At 58.5% G+C, this 17264-nt stretch carries 13 protein-coding genes; 10 read left to right on the forward strand and 3 right to left on the reverse strand.

What is annotated here, in order from left to right; genetic code table 11:
* Window positions 1-27: 27 nt before the first annotated feature.
* On the forward strand, window positions 28-2412 hold the full coding sequence (locus tag KW837_RS04665) for an RND family transporter (protein WP_007901145.1): 2385 nt from the start codon (window positions 28-30) through the stop codon (window positions 2410-2412).
* A gap of 79 nt (window positions 2413-2491) precedes the next feature.
* Here KW837_RS04665 and KW837_RS04670 read toward each other — a convergent pair whose 3' ends face one another.
* The 3 genes from KW837_RS04670 to KW837_RS04680 form a co-directional block, all read right to left on the reverse strand.
* The gene (locus tag KW837_RS04670; RefSeq protein WP_218394685.1) at window positions 2492-7303 is read right to left on the reverse strand and encodes a dermonecrotic toxin domain-containing protein; all 4812 of its coding nucleotides are present in this window, start codon (window positions 7301-7303) and stop codon (window positions 2492-2494) included.
* Between the two features lie 126 nt (window positions 7304-7429).
* On the reverse strand, window positions 7430-8146 hold the full coding sequence (locus KW837_RS04675; RefSeq protein WP_032830095.1) for a FadR/GntR family transcriptional regulator: 717 nt from the start codon (window positions 8144-8146) through the stop codon (window positions 7430-7432).
* A gap of 207 nt (window positions 8147-8353) precedes the next feature.
* A complete protein-coding gene (locus KW837_RS04680; protein ID WP_007901147.1) occupies window positions 8354-10090 on the reverse strand; it encodes an IlvD/Edd family dehydratase in 1737 nt (578 codons plus the stop codon).
* 193 nt (window positions 10091-10283) lie between these two features.
* On the opposite strand from KW837_RS04680, the gene KW837_RS04685 reads away from it, so the two are divergent.
* The 9 genes from KW837_RS04685 to KW837_RS04720 all read left to right on the forward strand — a co-directional run bounded on the left by KW837_RS04685 (window position 10284) and on the right by KW837_RS04720 (window position 17251).
* Window positions 10284-11606, forward strand: coding sequence for an MFS transporter (locus KW837_RS04685; RefSeq protein WP_192342849.1), 1323 nt, complete (start codon window positions 10284-10286; stop codon window positions 11604-11606).
* A gap of 152 nt (window positions 11607-11758) precedes the next feature.
* Window positions 11759-12751, forward strand: a complete 993-nt coding sequence (gene araD1 / locus KW837_RS04690; protein WP_218394686.1) for an AraD1 family protein — start codon at window positions 11759-11761, stop codon at window positions 12749-12751.
* Between the two features lie 10 nt (window positions 12752-12761).
* Window positions 12762-14342: an aldehyde dehydrogenase (NADP(+)) gene (locus KW837_RS04695; protein WP_218394687.1), complete on the forward strand. Its 1581-nt coding sequence runs from the start codon at window positions 12762-12764 to the stop codon at window positions 14340-14342.
* A 201-nt stretch (window positions 14343-14543) separates the two neighbouring features.
* Entirely contained in the window at window positions 14544-14840 is a 297-nt protein-coding gene (locus KW837_RS04700; RefSeq protein ID WP_008011324.1) for a DUF5629 family protein, read from the forward strand.
* On the forward strand, window positions 14827-16002 hold the full coding sequence (locus KW837_RS04705) for a lactonase family protein (RefSeq protein WP_218394688.1): 1176 nt from the start codon (window positions 14827-14829) through the stop codon (window positions 16000-16002). The genes KW837_RS04700 and KW837_RS04705 overlap by 14 nt, the downstream gene beginning before the upstream one ends.
* A gap of 155 nt (window positions 16003-16157) precedes the next feature.
* Window positions 16158-16337 carry a hypothetical protein gene (locus tag KW837_RS04710; RefSeq protein WP_218394689.1) on the forward strand — a complete coding sequence of 60 codons (180 nt, stop codon included), beginning with the start codon at window positions 16158-16160 and terminating at the stop codon, window positions 16335-16337.
* A 206-nt stretch (window positions 16338-16543) separates the two neighbouring features.
* On the forward strand, window positions 16544-16669 hold the full coding sequence (locus KW837_RS28685; protein ID WP_256348531.1) for a hypothetical protein: 126 nt from the start codon (window positions 16544-16546) through the stop codon (window positions 16667-16669).
* Window positions 16670-16784: 115 nt separating this feature from the next.
* Window positions 16785-16997: a hypothetical protein gene (locus KW837_RS04715; RefSeq protein ID WP_192342855.1), complete on the forward strand. Its 213-nt coding sequence runs from the start codon at window positions 16785-16787 to the stop codon at window positions 16995-16997.
* Window positions 16994-17251 carry a hypothetical protein gene (locus tag KW837_RS04720; protein WP_218394690.1) on the forward strand — a complete coding sequence of 86 codons (258 nt, stop codon included), beginning with the start codon at window positions 16994-16996 and terminating at the stop codon, window positions 17249-17251. Before KW837_RS04715 ends, KW837_RS04720 begins: the two co-directional genes overlap by 4 nt.
* The last annotated feature ends 13 nt before the right edge of the window (window positions 17252-17264 follow it).

A 17264-nucleotide genomic window follows, 5' to 3' on the forward strand; every position in this document is an offset into this window, starting at 1 on the left:
CCGGGCAAATAATAAGAAGGCGGGTCTATGACATCCTTAAGCACTCCTCATCAGGATAAGGCGACGTTTCTTGAGCGCCTGATTTTCAACAACCGCCCGGCAGTCATCGTCATCTGCCTGCTGGTCAGTGTTTTCCTGTTCTGGCAGGCGACGTTGATCCGGCCGTCCACCAGTTTCGAAAAAATGATCCCGCTCGAGCATCCGTTCATTGAAAAAATGATGGAGCACCGCAACGATCTGGCGAACCTGGGCAACACGGTGCGGATTTCCGTGGAAGCCACCGACGGCGACATCTTCTCCAAGGAGTACATGGAGACCCTGCGTCAGATCAACGACGAGGTGTTCTACATTTCCGGCGTCGACCGTTCCGGCCTCAAGTCGCTGTGGAGCCCGAGCGTGCGCTGGACCGAGGTGACGGAGGAGGGCTTCGCCGGTGGTGAAGTGATTCCCCAGAGCTATAACGGCTCCCAGCAAAGCCTCGATCTGCTGCGTAATAACGTGCTCAAGTCCGGGCAAGTCGGGCGCCTGGTGGCCAACGACTTCAAGTCGAGCATCGTCGACATCCCGCTGCTGGAGTCCTATCCGGACCCACAGGATCAGGGCAAGTTGCTGGCGCTGGACTACCGCAAGTTCTCCCATGAACTCGAAGACAAGATCCGCAACAAGTTCGAAGCCCAAAACCCTAACGTGAAGATCCACATTGTCGGGTTCGCCAAGAAAGTCGGCGACTTGATCGATGGGTTGGTCATGGTGGTGATGTTCTTCGGCGTAGCCTTCGTCATTACCCTGATCCTGCTGTACTGGTTCACTAACTGCATGCGCAGCACCGTTGCGGTATTGAGCACGACGCTGGTGGCGGTGGTCTGGCAGCTGGGCTTGATGCACTTCTTCGGCTTCGGGCTTGATCCGTACTCGATGCTGGTGCCGTTCCTGATCTTCGCCATCGGGATTTCCCACGGCGTGCAGAAAATCAACGGTATCGCCTTGCAGTCCAGCGAGGCGGAAAACGCTCTGACCGCAGCGCGGCGCACATTCCGTCAGCTGTTTCTGCCGGGTATGATCGCGATCCTTGCGGATGCGGTGGGCTTCATCACGCTGTTGATCATCGACATCGGGGTGATTCGTGAACTGGCCATCGGCGCGTCCATCGGCGTGGCGGTGATCGTGTTCACCAACCTGATCCTGCTGCCGGTGGCGATTTCCTACGTCGGTATCAGCAAGCGCGCCGTCGAACGCAGCAAGAAAGACGCGCACCGCGAGCATCCTTTCTGGCGCCTGCTGTCGAATTTTGCCAGCCCCAAAGTCGCCCCGATCTCTATTGCCCTGGCGCTGATCGCTTTCGGTGGTGGCCTCTGGTACAGCCAGAACCTGAAAATCGGTGACCTCGACCAGGGCGCGCCGGAACTGCGTCCGGACTCGCGCTACAACAAGGACAACAGCTTCATCATCAATAACTACTCCACCAGTTCCGACGTGTTGGTGGTGATGGTCAAGACCAAGTCTGAAGGTTGCTCGCGCTACGAGGCCATGGCGCCGATCGACGAGCTGATGTGGAAGATGCAGAACACCGAGGGTGTGCAGTCGGCCATTTCCCTGGTGACCGTGTCCAAGCAGATGATCAAGGGCATGAACGAGGGCAACCTGAAATGGGAAACCCTGTCGCGCAACCCGGACGTGCTGAACAACTCCATCGCCCGCGCCGATGGCCTGTACAACAACAATTGCTCCCTGGCGCCGGTGCTGGTGTTCCTCAATGACCACAAGGCCGAAACCCTGGACCGCGCCGTGCATGCGGTGCAGGACTTCGCCAAAGAGAACAACAAGGAAGGCCTGGAATTCATCCTCGCCGCCGGTAACGCCGGGATCGAGGCGGCCACCAACGAGGTGATCAAACGCTCCGAATTGACCATTCTGGTCCTGGTATACATCTGCGTCGCAACCATGTGCATGATCACTTTCCGTTCCTGGGCGGCGACCTTGTGCATTGTGCTGCCGCTGGTACTGACCTCGGTCCTCGGCAACGCATTGATGGCGTTCATGGGCATCGGCGTGAAAGTGGCGACCTTGCCGGTAGTGGCGCTCGGGGTGGGGATTGGCGTGGACTACGGGATCTACATCTACAGCCGTCTGGAAAGCTTCCTGCGTGCCGGCCTGCCGTTGCAAGAGGCGTACTACCAGACGCTGAAGTCCACCGGTAAAGCCGTGCTGTTCACCGGCCTGTGCCTGGCGATCGGTGTATGCACCTGGATCTTCTCGGCGATCAAGTTCCAGGCCGATATGGGCCTGATGCTGACCTTCATGTTGCTCTGGAACATGTTCGGCGCGTTGTGGCTGCTGCCAGCGCTGGCGCGGTTCCTGATCAAACCGGAGAAACTGGCAGGGCAGAAGGGCAACTCGCTGTTTGCTCACTGATCCCTGGCTGAAACAGAAAAGCCGCAATCATGGGTTGCGGCTTTTTTTTTAGCGTGTTGTTCAGGGCTGGAAACTTGATTCAGAGTTTTAAGAACAGTGTTTCATCCAATGGCGGTTTGATCAGCGATTTCTCCAGATTTGCCACGGCACGGTTGTCGGCGGCGGCTTGCCGGATAAGATCCTTGCGTGTCAGAAAGCGCTGCTCCGGTAATTTTAAATGGCCAATGCTGTAGTCCGGTCGAGGCATATCAAGGCTGGCGTAATGAAAGTGCGCATACCATAAAACGTTAAATGTGTTCTTTTCGCGTACTGCATATTCGGTGAGATAGTCTCCGGCAGCCGTCTGTATCAAACGCCCCACCAGATTGATGTCAACGAAACCGTTCTTCCATAAGTAGTGGATGTTTTCTGCCTTGGGCAGCTGTTTTTTGTAGCCCTCGCTGCAATACAGGCGTGCCTGGCGAGTTGCTTCGAGTGCCTCGTTACGAAGGGTTTCACTCAGTTGGGGGGCCTGCGGCGCAGCAGGATGGGTGTTATCAATTTCATGGGCCAAGGCGTTGAGCTTTTCGGCGTACTGGACCAGCATGTCATTCCAGTCCAAGGGGTTGAGGCTTTCGAGCCGACCAGGATCCTGCAGCTTTTTCTGTTGGAAGCGTATCGAGTTTTCGATACCTGCCCGTTGGCCAATCAGCGCATGCATTTCCTTTTTTATTGCCGATAAAGGTCGCGACCCTGGCGGCAATGTTGGTTGAGTGGGCGTGCCCTGCACGACTTCAACCCAGACACCTTCCTCGGGGTGTTCCATGTAGCTCGCAATTTTCTGTTCGGTAATCGGATCTTGAACATCGATGAAACTACCTTGATGGTTTTCCCGAGATGGTCGAATGTCGCCGATCAGGGTGCCTTTGTTGCGGGACTTGAATACCCTTTTGGTGGACGGCTTGGCCCTGATCGGTTTGATATGTGCGGACTGGGGCGCGACCCCTTCGTTTTCTCGAATCAGTGCAGCCAGTTGTTCTTCGGCGCTGACGCGCGCTTCGTTGAGTTGCTCCAGAAAGGGCGTTTGATACTCCTTGCGCAAGAAGCCAGATGCCATTTCACTCAACGAATGGACGGCATTGTCGATTTCCTCGTAGTGCTTGAGGATGTTTTCAAGGACGGCTATCTGCTCGGTGGTTGCGTAGCCGGAGCTGCTGCAGATCTCCATGTGGGACAGCACTGTGCTGTCCATTGAAGAGCCGACGAGTCGCATTACAAAGGGATACTCTGCCGGGTCTCTGGAGCTGCAGCTGCGTTCCAGAACCAGTTCTTTAAGCGACAGCAATTGGTGTAGCTTGATTGAAGCGGGGAGGTAGTTTTCGGCATTGAACAAGTGCTTCACTATTTTTCGACTGCGCAGTTTTTCACCTGCCTTTTCCTGAGTCGTTTCAAGTGTTTTGGCGGACTCGATGAGCCTGTTGGTTATCTCGATTTCTGCCCGCCGGTTGTCGACAAATTCGAAATAGGCTGTCGGTATTTCCTGACCCAGTTCTTCAGGAAAACGGGCGACGAGTTCATTGAGGTATTCCCCGTTCCTGGTCTGAAGGAGATCGCGCCCCAACAGCTTTATTTGCTCATGAACGATATCCAGAGCGTCCCAGATGAGTAAAAGCCCATTATCACGTTCGCTCTCGTAAGGCCTGGTTCTGTCGACTTCGATCAAGGCGTTGTACGCGTCGGTCAACTTCGGCATCTCTGCGTTCAACGTGTCAATGCGCTCCTTGTAAATATTGAGCTCTCTGTCATGTATAGCGGCGGCCTCTGCTGTCTTGAGCACTTCCTGGCTATGACGCGAGGTCAGCTGGACCTTCTGCTCTGGTGTAGCCTTGCCGAGCAACTCCCATACGATCCTGAGCTTTTTCTTTTGTGCGTCGAGCATTTCCCTCGCGGAAAACAATGATCTCCTCGCCTCTGATTGAGAGAGTACCAATGGTGCGAGGGCCTGCTTCAGGCGATCCTTATGAGTGGTCAGTTCATGTAGCCGGAGCCGGTTTTCATCGCGCACCGCCTGGAGTCGCCCCCTCATGCCGCCTTCAAGCTTCAATCCCCGATCCAGTCGCCAGTTCCCCTTGCCGTCGCTGGCGAGTTTGAAGCCGGGGCGATCGGAATGGGCCGGATCTACCAGGTAGACCTCTGCGAAGCCCGGCACGACGCTGACCTGGAAAAAAAGTCCGCCAATGCTGACGTGCCAGGTATCGTCGATCCGGAAAAGTCCCTTCAGAGACCCGTTTTTCTCGGCCGGTGGCAACTTCTGCGGCCATGGCACGTGAAAGTCCAACAAGGCATTGAGCAGCTTGTCGGCCGCTTTAGAGGTGGCAATGGAACTGGTGAAATCCAGCACCGTATGGCTGCCACCTACCGGTTCCTGTGGGATGCCCGGCGAACCTTGATGAACGAGGGCGGCAGGCATCGGTTCTGCGTGATTTGCCAGTCTGCGCCAGGGTTTCAGGCGCGGGGCGGTTTGTTCAGGGAGTTTCGATGGCAATGGCTGCTGATGGGCGCTCTCCGAGCTGGCTCCCAGGTGCAACAGCACCATCGCGGTATTGAGTAGCAGATCAATCAGCGCTAACTCTTTGGCTTTCGGATCGTCGCTGTCGAGGGCGGGCAGGTCCTGTTTGAGGCTGGTGATCAGTACCGTCATCCATCCGGCAAGCATCAGCGGCCCTCGCGTCAGCGGTAGCAGCAGCGTATTGAAGAGTAACCATGCACCCTCCATGAGAACGGCCCAACGGCTTTCACTGTTGGACACCGACTCACGCTCGGCCAGATCGACCAAGGTGCGAGCGGTGCTGGTGAATAGGTCGTTGAGCAGTCGACCGTCGTGCAGCGACTGGCGCAATACTTCTGCACCCTCATTGCTGGCCAAGGTTGTGGGGGCAGGTTTTCGTGGACGTTCGAATTCGTCGCCCAAGTGAAAGCGAACAATGTGCGGTTCCTTGAACCCGTCACTGTCGTAAATGCCTCGTACGTTGTCCGCCATCCATGTAAGCACGCTGGTTTGCAACGCGCCGGATTCGGCGATGGCATCGAGGACGGCCTGGCGCGACGGGTACTCCAGCAGGGCTTCGGCGTACAACGGACGATAAAGAAGATGTGGGCCAACGTTCGGATCAAGGGGTTCGATCAGGAACATGTTGTCCACCGTATCGGGTTTGGCACCGGACTTTCTGTGAAACGCCAGGGGGCGGATGACGATGTCCTGTTCGTCGACTTTGCGCTCGGAAGGTGTCTGCCCCATCAGCGCCTTGACGTAGCGATAACCCTTGTCGGTCAAGCCACATTGTTTTCTGACCTTGTACTCCAGCGCGCGCACCGGTAACTGGACTCGCAGTTCGCGGGTAAACAGGGCTTCTCGGCGCCGGGCATCCACGGTGTCCGATAGTAATAACGTCTTGATCCTTTGCGGATAGACCGTACCGATGTCGACGCGCTGGATAAGGCCTTTGCTGCCGAGTATATAGTCCTCGTTCAACCAGTCTTCGGGAGTCTGTCCGTCCTTGCGCAAAACCCGCAGGCGGCCCCGGGGCTTGCCGGCGAGATTCTTCAGGGCCAGATCAGTCAGGGACATGCGCACATGTTCGATAAAACCGGCACCTCCCGGATAGCCGGCAGCGACGGCGAAGTCCAGCACCAGATCGTCGGGGTTGTAGTCGACGTCGTGATCCTGCTTTATCTGCGCTCGCAGCGCCTCGCGGCTGAAGCTTCGGATATCCTCGATGCCTTCATTAAATGACTGTCCATGGCTTTGAGCGGTGACGTTTGCGAGGTCGAGCAGGTGCTGTCGATAGGCGAAGCGATCAGTGGCCGAAGCCTGTTTCAACCAGTCGGGAAGTTGCGAGTGCAGCTGTGCCAGCATCGTTGGTGGCGCTGTCGATTGCCGGATGAACCGCGTTGCCGGATCCGTGAGGGTGTCCAGACGTTGCGTCAGGTCTTGCTCGCTCGGGTAACTGGAAAATGACAATGCGGCCAGGTTTTCGAGCTGCCGATTAAGGATCAGGCCCGCCTGGAGCTCGAACAGGTTGCCATTGGGCTCATAGCGTTTCCAGGTCAGACGGTCGATCAAAAACTCGCTTTGCATCTTCTTCCCCCAGGCGCTGCCGAAGTCATCCAGGGAATCGAAAGGTTGGACGTGGCCGTCAACGCTGCACAGCAACACTTGTTTCTCACACATCAACAGAATTTCAGGCCCGAGCAGAAGTATTTCGTTATCGTCTTTGCCGAGTGTCGTTTCCAGAAAATAGGCGTAAACGGTTTTGCTGGTCTTGGGCGAGCGCTCGACTCTGTCGGGCCAGTCCGTGACCTGCCGCACCATGTCTCGCTGTTCGTCACTTAGATTCGAGGCGTATAAGGCTGCGGCTTTCAACTGGTCATGGAGGAACTCGCTGAACCATTGCCAGCGACTGATGCCGCTGTCGTCGGTCAGGCTCCAGTAGTCAGCCAATACCTGCTGGTAATCGAGGTAAAGCGTCGATGGCAGCTCGGCAATGATGCTGGCAATGATTTGCATGTCCACATGAGGCCAGGCTGCGGTGTCCAGGCGTTTGGGTGGTACTTGCGTGAGGAAAAACGCCCTTGAGTCCTGTGGGGTGAAGTCCAGCATCTGCGGGTTGACCAGATGGTCGATAACCACTTGGCTCAACGGCTTCAGATCCCAATGGCCACCGACAGCGGGGCTGGCCAGCTTGATCTTTATCGGATCGAAATCCAGTGTGGGGTAATGCTCCAGCAACCTGTCGTGTAATGCATTGATAATCACAGAAAGCAGTGTCGGTCGACTGGCGAATCGCTGCTGAACCGCCCGGGCGGGCAGTTGGCTGAATGGAGGAGATACCGGGGCAACAGGGGTGAGCATGACGAAATCCTTTTCGTGTTATAGGTCGGCGCTGTCATAGCGTCCGTCCCTCTGGGCCGGATCATCGGCCCTGAGCAGGAAATCTCATTCTGTCACCGCCTGTGCGGAATGGGTTATGGCGTGTGGTTACAAGACTTGACCGAGCACCGTGCTTAGCGCACTGCGCGCATCATCCAGTTGCACCAGCGTTGCATGCCGGGCACCGAGGGCGTCACGGTTTTCGATAGCGGTCAGGATCGCCTTGTGCCGTGGCAGCGCCAGTTCATGCAGATTCGGCCGTTGGTTGGAATGCTTCAAGGCTTCGGCAATCGCTACCGACAGCATGTTGCACAGGTTCGCCAGCAAGTCGTTATGGGTTGCGTCGGCGATCCGGCTGTGGAAATCCAGGTCCGGTTGCAGCAAGGCTTCAGGCGTCGGTGCCGCTTCCATGCGTTGGTAGGCTTCACCGATGGAGGCGATGTCTTCGTCGGTGGCGAACTGCGCGGCCAACGCGGCGGCGGCCGGCTCAATGATGCTGCGCACGCTGGTCAGCAGATCAAAGAATTCATTTTGCGGACTGCTTTGCATCAGCCAGTGCAGCACGTCCGGGTCGAGCATGTGCCATTCCTTGCGCGGCTTGACCACCGTGCCGACCCGCGGACGGGAATACACCAGGCCCTTGGCCACCAATACGCGAGTGGCTTCGCGCAGCACCGGTCGGCTGACCGCGTATTCCTCGCACAGCAGGGCTTCGGCGGGCAGTTTGTCGTCCGGCTTGAACCGTCCCGAGACGATCTGCATGCCCAATTCCTGGACGATGCGCGAGTGCATGCTTTTGCGGTCGGAGGGTTTGCGGTAATCCATGGGGAACGGCGCGATCCTGTGCGATGGGGTGCCGCGCATGATAGCAGGCGCGGCGAGGACGGTCGCCAGAGCAAGCACAGTCCTGAAGCAGATGGGGATTAAATGTGGGAGCGGGCTTGCTCGCGAAGGGGCCGTCACATTCAACATCAATGCTGACTGACACTCCGCCTTCGCGAGCAAGCCCGCTCCCACATTAGATGAATGGTGTCAGTGAGAATGACGCGGCACCTCGGCCCCGCGGCAACCGACGAGGAAGTCAAAGTCGCAACCCTGATCCGCCTGCAGCACATGGTCGATGTACAGCTGACGATAACCGCCCACGATCAACTGTTGCGGTGGTTGCAGATCCGCCATGCGCGCTGCCAGCTCCGCATCCGGAATGTCCAGGTGCAAACGGCCGTTAGCGCAATCAAGCTCGATCCAGTCGCCTTCCTTCACGGTCGCCAAAGGTCCACCCGCTGCGGCTTCCGGTGCCACATGCAGAACAACGGTGCCGTAAGCGGTGCCGCTCATGCGTGCGTCGGAAATCCGCACCATGTCGGTCACGCCCTGGGCCAGCAGCTTGGCCGGCAACCCCATGTTGCCGACTTCGGCCATGCCCGGATAACCCTTCGGTCCGCAGTTCTTCATCACCAGAATCGAGTTGGCATCCACGTCCAGTTCCGGGTCGTTGATCCGTGCCTTGTACATGTCGAAGTTCTCGAACACCACCGCACGCCCGCGATGTTGCATCAATTCGGCGCTCGCGGCGGATGGCTTGAGCACCGCACCCAGCGGGGCCAGATTGCCGCGCAACACGCAGATGCCGCCGTCGGCGCGGATCGGGTTGTCGAGGGTGCGAATCACTTCGTCCTGGCCATAAATCGGCGCGTCCTTGGTGTTCTCGCCGATGGTTTTGCCGTTGACGGTGAGGGCATTCGGGTTCGGAATCAGGTTTGCTTCGCCAAGGCGGCGCAGCACTGCGGGCAAGCCGCCGGCGTAGTAGAACTCTTCCATCAGGAAACGCCCGGACGGTTGCAGGTCGACGATGGTCGGCATGCCGCGACCGATGCGGGTCCAGTCATCCAGGTCCAGCTCGACACCGATGCGCCCGGCGATGGCTTTCAAGTGGATCACCGCGTTGGTCGAACCGCCGATGGCGGCGTTCACCCGAATGGCGTTTTCGAAGGCTTCCTTGGTCAGGATTTTCGACAGTTTCAAATCTTCGCGGACCATCTCCACCGCGCGCATGCCGGACATGTGCGCCAACACATAACGGCGCGCATCGACCGCCGGAATCGCCGCGTTGTGGGGCAGGGAGGTGCCGAGTGCTTCGGCCATGCAGGCCATGGTCGAGGCCGTGCCCATGGTGTTGCAGGTGCCGGCCGAGCGTGACATGCCGCCCTCGGCCGCGAGGAAATCGTCAAGGGTGATGGTGCCCGCCTTGACCTGTTCGCTGAGCTGCCAGACCACCGTGCCCGAGCCGATGTCCTGGCCCTTGTGCTTGCCGTTGAGCATCGGCCCACCGGTGACGACGATTGCTGGCACGTCGCAACTGGCCGCGCCCATCAGCAGCGCCGGGGTGGTTTTGTCGCAGCCGGTGAGCAGCACCACGCCATCGATCGGGTTACCGCGAATCGCTTCCTCGACGTCCATGCTCGCCAGGTTGCGAGTGAGCATGGCGGTGGGGCGCAGGTTCGATTCGCCGTTGGAGAACACCGGGAATTCCACTGGAAAGCCGCCGGCTTCGATCACCCCGCGTTTGACGTGCTCGGCGATTTGCCGGAAATGCGCGTTGCACGGGGTCAGTTCCGACCAGGTGTTGCAGATGCCGATGATCGGCTTGCCGTGGAACTGGTGGTCGGCGATGCCCTGATTCTTCATCCAGCTGCGGTACATGAAGCCGTTCTTGTCGGCGGTGCCAAACCATTGGGCGGAGCGCAGGGTGGGTTTCTTATCAGACATGATCGGTTCTCTTATTGTATGACTATATTGTTCAGGCTCTGGCGTAACATATGCGCAATTTCGCCTGTTTGGAAGGGTTGTTGGTTAAATAGTATTACTATATAGTCATTTTCAACGGAGGGAAGGCCCTGGCAGTTTTCTGCGAGAGGCGTCCCCCGAGGTTCTATAACAACAACAATCGGAGACCGAACTCATGAGCCAGGAACTGCGGCTTATTCGTCGCATCACGCTGAAACTGATTCCCTTCCTGATCCTGCTGTACCTGATCGCCTATGTGGATCGCTCCGCGGTAGGTTTCGCCAAGCTGCACATGGGCGCCGACATCGGTCTGGGGGACGCGGCTTATGGCCTGGGTGCCGGGCTGTTCTTCATTGGCTACTTCCTGCTGGAAATCCCCAGCAACCTGATGCTCGACCGCTTCGGCGCAAGACGCTGGTTTGCGAGGATCATGGTCACCTGGGGTGCCATCACCATCGGCATGGCGTTCGTCCAGGGACCGAACAGCTTCTATGTGATGCGCTTTCTGCTCGGCGCGGCCGAAGCCGGTTTCTTCCCGGGCGTTCTGTACTACATCACCCAATGGTTCCCGATTCGCCATCGCGGCAAGATTCTCGGGTTGTTCATCCTTTCCCAACCCATCGCGATGATGATCACCGGCCCGGTGTCCGGCGGCTTGCTGGGCATGGACGGCATTCTTGGCCTGCACGGTTGGCAGTGGCTGTTCATCGTCATCGGCACACCCGCGATCCTGCTGACCTGGCCGGTGCTGCGTTACCTGCCGGACGGTCCGCAACAGGTGAAATGGATGGACCAGTCTGAGAAAGACTGGCTGACCGGTGAGCTGAAAAAGGACCTGGAGGTGTACGGCCAGACCCGCCACGGCAATCCGCTGCATGCACTGAAGGACAAGCGCGTGTTGCTGCTGGCGCTGTTCTATCTGCCGGTGACGCTGAGCATCTACGGTCTCGGTTTGTGGCTGCCGACGTTGATCAAGCAGTTCGGTGGCACTGACCTGATGACCGGGTTCGTGTCGTCGGTGCCGTACATCTTCGGGATCATCGGTTTGCTGATCATTCCGCGCAGTTCCGATCGCTTGAATGATCGCTACGGCCATCTGGCGGTGCTGTATGTATTGGGCGCCATCGGCCTGTTCCTCAGCGCCTGGCTGACCGTGCCGGTGCTGCAATTGGCGGCGCTGTGCCTGGTGGCGTTCGCGCTGTTTTCCTGCACGGCGGTGTTCTGGACCTTGCCGGGCCGATTCTTCGCCGGCGCCAGTGCGGCGGCGGGGATCGCGTTGATCAACTCGGTGGGCAACCTCGGCGGCTACATCGGTCCGTTCGTGATCGGTGCGTTGAAGGAATACACGGGCAATCTGGCATCGGGGTTGTATTTCCTGTCCTGCGTGATGGTGTTCGGCCTGGTCCTGACGGGTGTGGTTTATCGGTTGCTGGAGCGTAAGCATGTGCTGCCGGCCGACCAGTTCGCCGCCAGCGCCCGGGGCGCTACCCGTACCTGAGGTCAACACGATCCAAATGTGGGAGCGGGCTTGCTCGCGAAGGCGGAGTGTCAGTCACCGGTGATGTTGAATGTGGCGGCCTCTTCGCGAGCAAGCCCGCTCCCACAGGGTCCTGCGTTGTTTTGAAGTTTTGCTTTAACAGGAGAAAAATCATGCGTTTAGTTCAGTTCGAATTGAGTCACGGCGAACGTCGCGTCGGCGTGGTCGAGGACGGCCTGGTGCGCGAAGTGCGGGATGCGCGCTCGGTGCGGGATCTGGCGCTGGCGGCGATCGAGGCGGGGGGCAATCTTGAGCAACAGGTTCAAACCCTGGGGCTGGGCATCAGCCATGACTATTCAGCGCTGCTCGCCAATCTGCAAATCCTGCCGCCGCTGGATCACCCGGACCCGGCGCACATGCTGGTCAGCGGCACTGGCCTGACCCATCTGGGCAGCGCTTCGGCCCGGGACAAAATGCATCAGCAGGTTGGCGACGAAACCGCCATGACCGACACCATGCGCATCTTCAAGTGGGGCGTGGAGGGCGGTAAACCCGCGACCGGCCAGGCCGGCGTGCAACCGGAATGGTTCTACAAGGGCGACGGCAGCATCGTTGTGCGACCGGGCAAACCATTTCCGCTGCCGCCGTTTGCCGAAGATGCCGGGGAGGAACCCGAGCTCAGCGGCCTCTATGTGATCGGCCACGACGGCAAACCGTATCGCCTCGGTTTCGCGGTGGGTAATGAGTTCTCCGATCACGTGATGGAGCGCAAGAATTACCTGTATCTGGCCCATTCGAAATTGCGCAGTTGCAGCTATGGCCCGGAGCTTCGGGTCGGCGAATTGCCCCAGCATCTGGCCGGCACCAGTCGGATCCTGCGTGACGGTGAAGTGTTATGGCAGAACGAGTTCCTCAGTGGTGAAGCGAACATGTGCCACAGCCTGGAAAACCTCGAGTACCACCATTTCAAGTACAGCCAGTTCCTGCGCCCCGGCGACGTGCACATTCACTTCTTCGGCACCGCGACCCTGTCCTTCGCCGATGGCATTCACACCCAACCGGGTGACGTGTTCGAGATCAGCCAGGCTGAGTTCGGCGCACCCTTGATCAACGGCATTGAGCCCGTTGAAGCGGCGTTTGAACCCGGCACCGTCGGCACACTTTAAGGAGACACCCATGACCCGGATTCTTGGTCACAACTACATTGGCGGTCAGCGCAGCGCTGCTGGCGAGGTCAAACTCCAGAGCGTCGACGCCAGCACTGGCGAGGCTTTGCCTCACAATTTCTATCAGGCCACCCTTGAAGAAGTCGACGCCGCTGCGAAGGCTGCCGCCGCTGCTTACCCGGCCTATCGCAGCCTGAGTGCCGAAAGACGTGCGCAATTTCTCGATGCGATTGCCGATGAACTGGACGCGTTGGGTGATGACTTTGTCGCCGTGGTCTGTAGCGAAACTGCGTTGCCGGCCGGTCGTATTCAAGGAGAGCGTGGTCGCACCAGCGGCCAGATGCGTCTGTTCGCCAAGGTGCTGCGGCGCGGTGATTTCTATGGCGCACGGATTGATCGGGCGCTGCCTGAGCGCACACCATTACCGCGTCCGGATTTGCGTCAGTACCGCATCGGCCTCGGGCCGGTCGCGGTGTTTGGTGCGAGCAACTTTCCGCTGGCGTTTTCCACGGCGGGCGGCGACACCGCTTCGGCATTGGCCGCTGGCTGTCCGGTGGTGTTCAAGGCCCACAGCGGTCACATGGCCACTGCTGAGTGGGTGGCCGATGCCGTGATCCGCGCCGCCGAGAACACGTCGATGCCGGCCGGTGTGTTCAACATGATCTACGGCGGCGGGGTGGGTGAAGCGCTGGTCAAGCACCCGGCCATTCAGGCAGTCGGTTTTACCGGTTCGCTCAAAGGTGGCCGTGCGCTGTGCGACATGGCCGCGGCACGTGCGCAGCCGATTCCGGTGTTCGCCGAGATGTCGAGCATCAACCCGGTGATCGTGCTGCCTCAAGCGCTGGAAGCTCGTGCTGAAAGCGTCGCCCGAGACCTCACGGCGTCGGTGGTGCAGGGTTGTGGGCAGTTCTGTACCAATCCGGGGTTGGTGATCGGTATTCGTTCGCCGCAGTTCAGCGCGTTCGTGCAGCAGGTGGCGGGGCTGATTGGCGATCAACCGGCGCAAACCATGCTCAATGCCGGCACCTTGAGCAGCTATGGCAAGGGCTTGCAGAAGCTTCTTGCGCACCCGAAGATCGAGCATTTGGCGGGCAGTCCGCAACAAGGCAATCAGGCGCAACCGCAACTGTTCAAGGCCGATGTCAGCCTGTTGCTCGATGGCGATGAAGTGCTGCAAGAGGAAGTATTCGGCCCGACCACGGTGTTCGTCGAAGTGGCGGATCAGGCGCAACTCAATGCCGCGTTGAACGGTCTGCATGGGCAGCTGACGGCAACGATCATCGGTGAGCCGGCAGACTTCGAACAATTCGGCGAACTGACGCCATTGTTGGAGCAGAAGGTCGGACGAATCCTGCTTAACGGCTATCCGACCGGCGTGGAAGTCTGCGACTCGATGGTTCATGGCGGGCCGTATCCGGCGACTTCCGATGCACGCGGCACCTCGGTGGGCACTCTGGCCATCGACCGTTTCCTGCGCCCGGTGTGCTTCCAGAACTACCCCGACAGCCTGCTGCCGGAAGCGCTGAAAAATGGTAATCCGCTGCGCATCCAGCGCCTGGTCGACGGCAAGCCATCGCGCGAAGCTCTCTAACGGTTGTACGCAGTCCCTGTGGGAGCGGGCTTGCTCGCGAAAGCAATTTGACAGTCACTGCGATGTTGGATGTGCCGCCGCCTTCGCGAGCAAGCCCGCTCCCACATTTTGTTTGGTGTCGTGTGTGAGTGTTGTGAGTGACACTGGCCCGCTTTCACTTTGAGCTATCATTGCGCCTTTCCCATTCAAAGATTGACTGCCATGACTGCCGTAACCAACACCTTGCTCAGCGCCCTCGAAGTCTGCGACATGCTTGAAATCGACGGGCTGCACGCGTTCGACTTTTCCCTCGATGAAGACGATAACCTGCACATCGAATGCATGGACGGTCGGGCGCTCAAGCGCTGGGAGTTCAGCATGGCGCAGATCGCGGCCGCGACGTTCGATCCCGACTTGAAGAGTTGGATCATTACCGGCGATTCCGGCGAGCACCGGCTGGTGCCTATGGAAGCGTTCGGCGGTGGTGACGATGAGGACGAAACGAATGAGGATGCGTAACTTCTGGCCACTGTTGATGGCTGGCAGCGTCGGCGCAATGGGCGTGCAAGCGGCCCCGGTCGACAGTTACGAATTGCTGGTGGGCTCCTACACCGCCGGCCAGAGCCAGGGGATTTATCGTCTGGGTTTCGACAGCCACACCGGGCAGATCGACGGCAAACCCCTGCAGGTGGTGAAGAGCGCCAACCCGTCCTGGCTCGCCGTATCCAAGGATCAACAGCGCCTGTTCGCGGTCAACGAAAACGGCCCGGGCCAGGCGGATCCGGTAGGGCGTATCAGCAGTTATGCAATTGACCCGAAGACCAATGAGTTGAACCTGATCAGTCAGGTGCAAACCCTGGGCAACGAGCCGACGCACTCGAGCGTCAGCGGCGATGCCAGTCACGTGTTTGTCAGCAACTACTCGGTGGCTGAAGACCCGGGCGGCACCTTGGCGGTGTTACCGGTGGGCACCGACGGCAAGCTAAAACCCGTGGTGCAGATGAGCAGTCATCCGTCCAGCCGGGTCAACCCCGAGCGGCAAAAGTCGGCGCACGTGCATTCGGTGGTTTCATCTCCGGATGGCCAGTACGTGTTTTCCAACGACTTGGGAGCGGACAAGATTTTCGTCTATCGCTTCGATCCCAAGGCCAATCCGGAACGGCCGTTGACCGCCGCCAAACCTGCGTCCGTCCAGTTACCACCTGGCAGCGGGCCGCGACACTTGCTGTTCAGTGCCGATGGCAAGCACGCCTGGCTGACCATGGAAATGAGCGCGCAGGTCGCAGTGTTCGATTACCGCGACGGCAAGCTTGAGCAAACGCAGTTGGTCGATCTGGCGGCGGGTCTGCCGACGTCGGGCAAGGCCGCGGCTGCGCTTCACGCCTCGGCCGACGGCAAGTTCCTTTACGTCAGCAACCGTGGCACCACCAATCAGTTGTTGGTGTTCGCCATCGACCCGGCGACCGGACAGCTCAAGGAGCTTCAGCGTCGCTCCGTGGACGGTGATCACCCGCGCGAATTCAGCCTCGATCCGAGTGGCAAGTTCGTGCTGATTGCCAACCAGAAGAGCAACCAGATTGTCGTCGTCGAGCGCGATGCCAAGACTGGGCTGTTGGGTAAAACCGTGCAGAAACTGCCGATGGATGCCCCCAGCGATCTCAAGTTCCTGGTGCGTCAATAGACCGCAGGCCCCGGTTGATGGGGCCTGCAACCTTCTATTAATGAGGCTGATATCGGCTAATGCTACAAAGCATTTCAAGGCGCCGACCCTCGGGAGTTAAGTTTGCTTCACGGCCCCACCGGGCAAGCAAGCCAACTGAATCGAGGACTACCGCCATGAACTTCAATCTCTTCTCCGTCATCGCCGCTTCCGCTATCTCTGCCACTGTTGCACTGCCAGCCAGCGCCAACGTTGAAATCAGCGACAGAAAATCCCACACCCAAAGCTACACCCAGAAATACCTGCAACAGAGCGCCAACTTCTACGCCGCGCTGGATCACAAATCCCAACACTGAAATGTAAACCCTGCACCTTTTATGCAGGAGCGAAGTCACTTGCCGATCGACCTGCAAGGCGTCGAAAAGCATCGAAGTGATGTCGCTCCTGCATAACGCATTTACGACAGCATCATATTGCTATCAATGTATTGCTTGATATCACATCGCCATGAGTTTAAATTTGACGCTGATTTTTTGACTCCTTCCCTAAAAGGATCGACAGCATGGCGATGCGTCTGGCAGTGGTTCTCCTGTTTCTCTATTCCACCCCGATTCTGTCGGCTGCCCAGCCCGTTCCCAACGAGCCGGATGCGGCCCGCGAGCGCTTGATGAGTTCTATCGAGAACTAAAATACGCTGGGGTCATGATCAATAAAACTGATAGCTACTATGCATAAAGCTCGCTAGTTATCTTCTGTTTTTTGATCGATTCTGTGGGCACTGAAACATGCCCACGGAGAACACCATGGCCAGCGCAATCATTACTTCTGCCAAATACGGCGCCTACCTGGCCATCGGTCTTTACGTGGCCATGGTGTTGGCCGTCAGCCTTTCGGCTCAATCGCAACAAACCGTTCAAGCACCGATCCAGGTCGCTTATCCCGCCATTCAATTCGAACACCGCGCGCCAAACGTATTGCTCGATCATGCCGACGTGGCGGGAGTGGTGGGGGCATGAAAGGACGCAAGCTCTGGGTCATCGCCTTCCTGGCGTTCATGACCAATGGCGCTTCTTTACTTGGGATCGGGCAGGGTTCGGCGGGGTCGGTGGCGCGGGCTATCGAATGCAACCACAACATCGCCCACAACATTCAGACCGCCAAGGCTCTGGAGCTGTTGGTGGGCAATCCGCCGATCAAATCCAATGGCGAATTCTTCGGGCCATTCCAGGTGGATTGCTCGGTGTTGGGGATGTGCGCGGTGTTCGCGTGAATGCTCACCCCAC

Source organism: Pseudomonas sp. PDM24, from assembly GCF_019218905.1.
GTDB lineage: Bacteria > Pseudomonadota > Gammaproteobacteria > Pseudomonadales > Pseudomonadaceae > Aquipseudomonas.

Excerpts from the sequence above, each read along its gene's own strand:
- KW837_RS04710 (WP_218394689.1), top strand. The coding sequence starts at position 16,158 with ATGAACTTCAATCTCTTCTCCGTCATCGCCGCTTCCGCTATCTCTGCC.
- KW837_RS28685 (WP_256348531.1), top strand. The coding sequence starts at position 16,544 with ATGGCGATGCGTCTGGCAGTGGTTCTCCTGTTTCTCTATTCCACCCCG.
- KW837_RS04665 (WP_007901145.1), top strand. The coding sequence starts at position 28 with ATGACATCCTTAAGCACTCCTCATCAGGATAAGGCGACGTTTCTTGAG.
- KW837_RS04675 (WP_032830095.1), bottom strand. The coding sequence starts at position 8,146 with ATGGATTACCGCAAACCCTCCGACCGCAAAAGCATGCACTCGCGCATC.
- KW837_RS04715 (WP_192342855.1), top strand. The coding sequence starts at position 16,785 with ATGGCCAGCGCAATCATTACTTCTGCCAAATACGGCGCCTACCTGGCC.
- KW837_RS04695 (WP_218394687.1), top strand. The coding sequence starts at position 12,762 with ATGACCCGGATTCTTGGTCACAACTACATTGGCGGTCAGCGCAGCGCT.
- KW837_RS04720 (WP_218394690.1), top strand. The coding sequence starts at position 16,994 with ATGAAAGGACGCAAGCTCTGGGTCATCGCCTTCCTGGCGTTCATGACC.
- KW837_RS04680 (WP_007901147.1), bottom strand. The coding sequence starts at position 10,090 with ATGTCTGATAAGAAACCCACCCTGCGCTCCGCCCAATGGTTTGGCACC.
- araD1 (WP_218394686.1), top strand. The coding sequence starts at position 11,759 with ATGCGTTTAGTTCAGTTCGAATTGAGTCACGGCGAACGTCGCGTCGGC.
- KW837_RS04670 (WP_218394685.1), bottom strand. The coding sequence starts at position 7,303 with ATGCTCACCCCTGTTGCCCCGGTATCTCCTCCATTCAGCCAACTGCCC.
- KW837_RS04705 (WP_218394688.1), top strand. The coding sequence starts at position 14,827 with ATGAGGATGCGTAACTTCTGGCCACTGTTGATGGCTGGCAGCGTCGGC.
- KW837_RS04700 (WP_008011324.1), top strand. The coding sequence starts at position 14,544 with ATGACTGCCGTAACCAACACCTTGCTCAGCGCCCTCGAAGTCTGCGAC.
- KW837_RS04685 (WP_192342849.1), top strand. The coding sequence starts at position 10,284 with ATGAGCCAGGAACTGCGGCTTATTCGTCGCATCACGCTGAAACTGATT.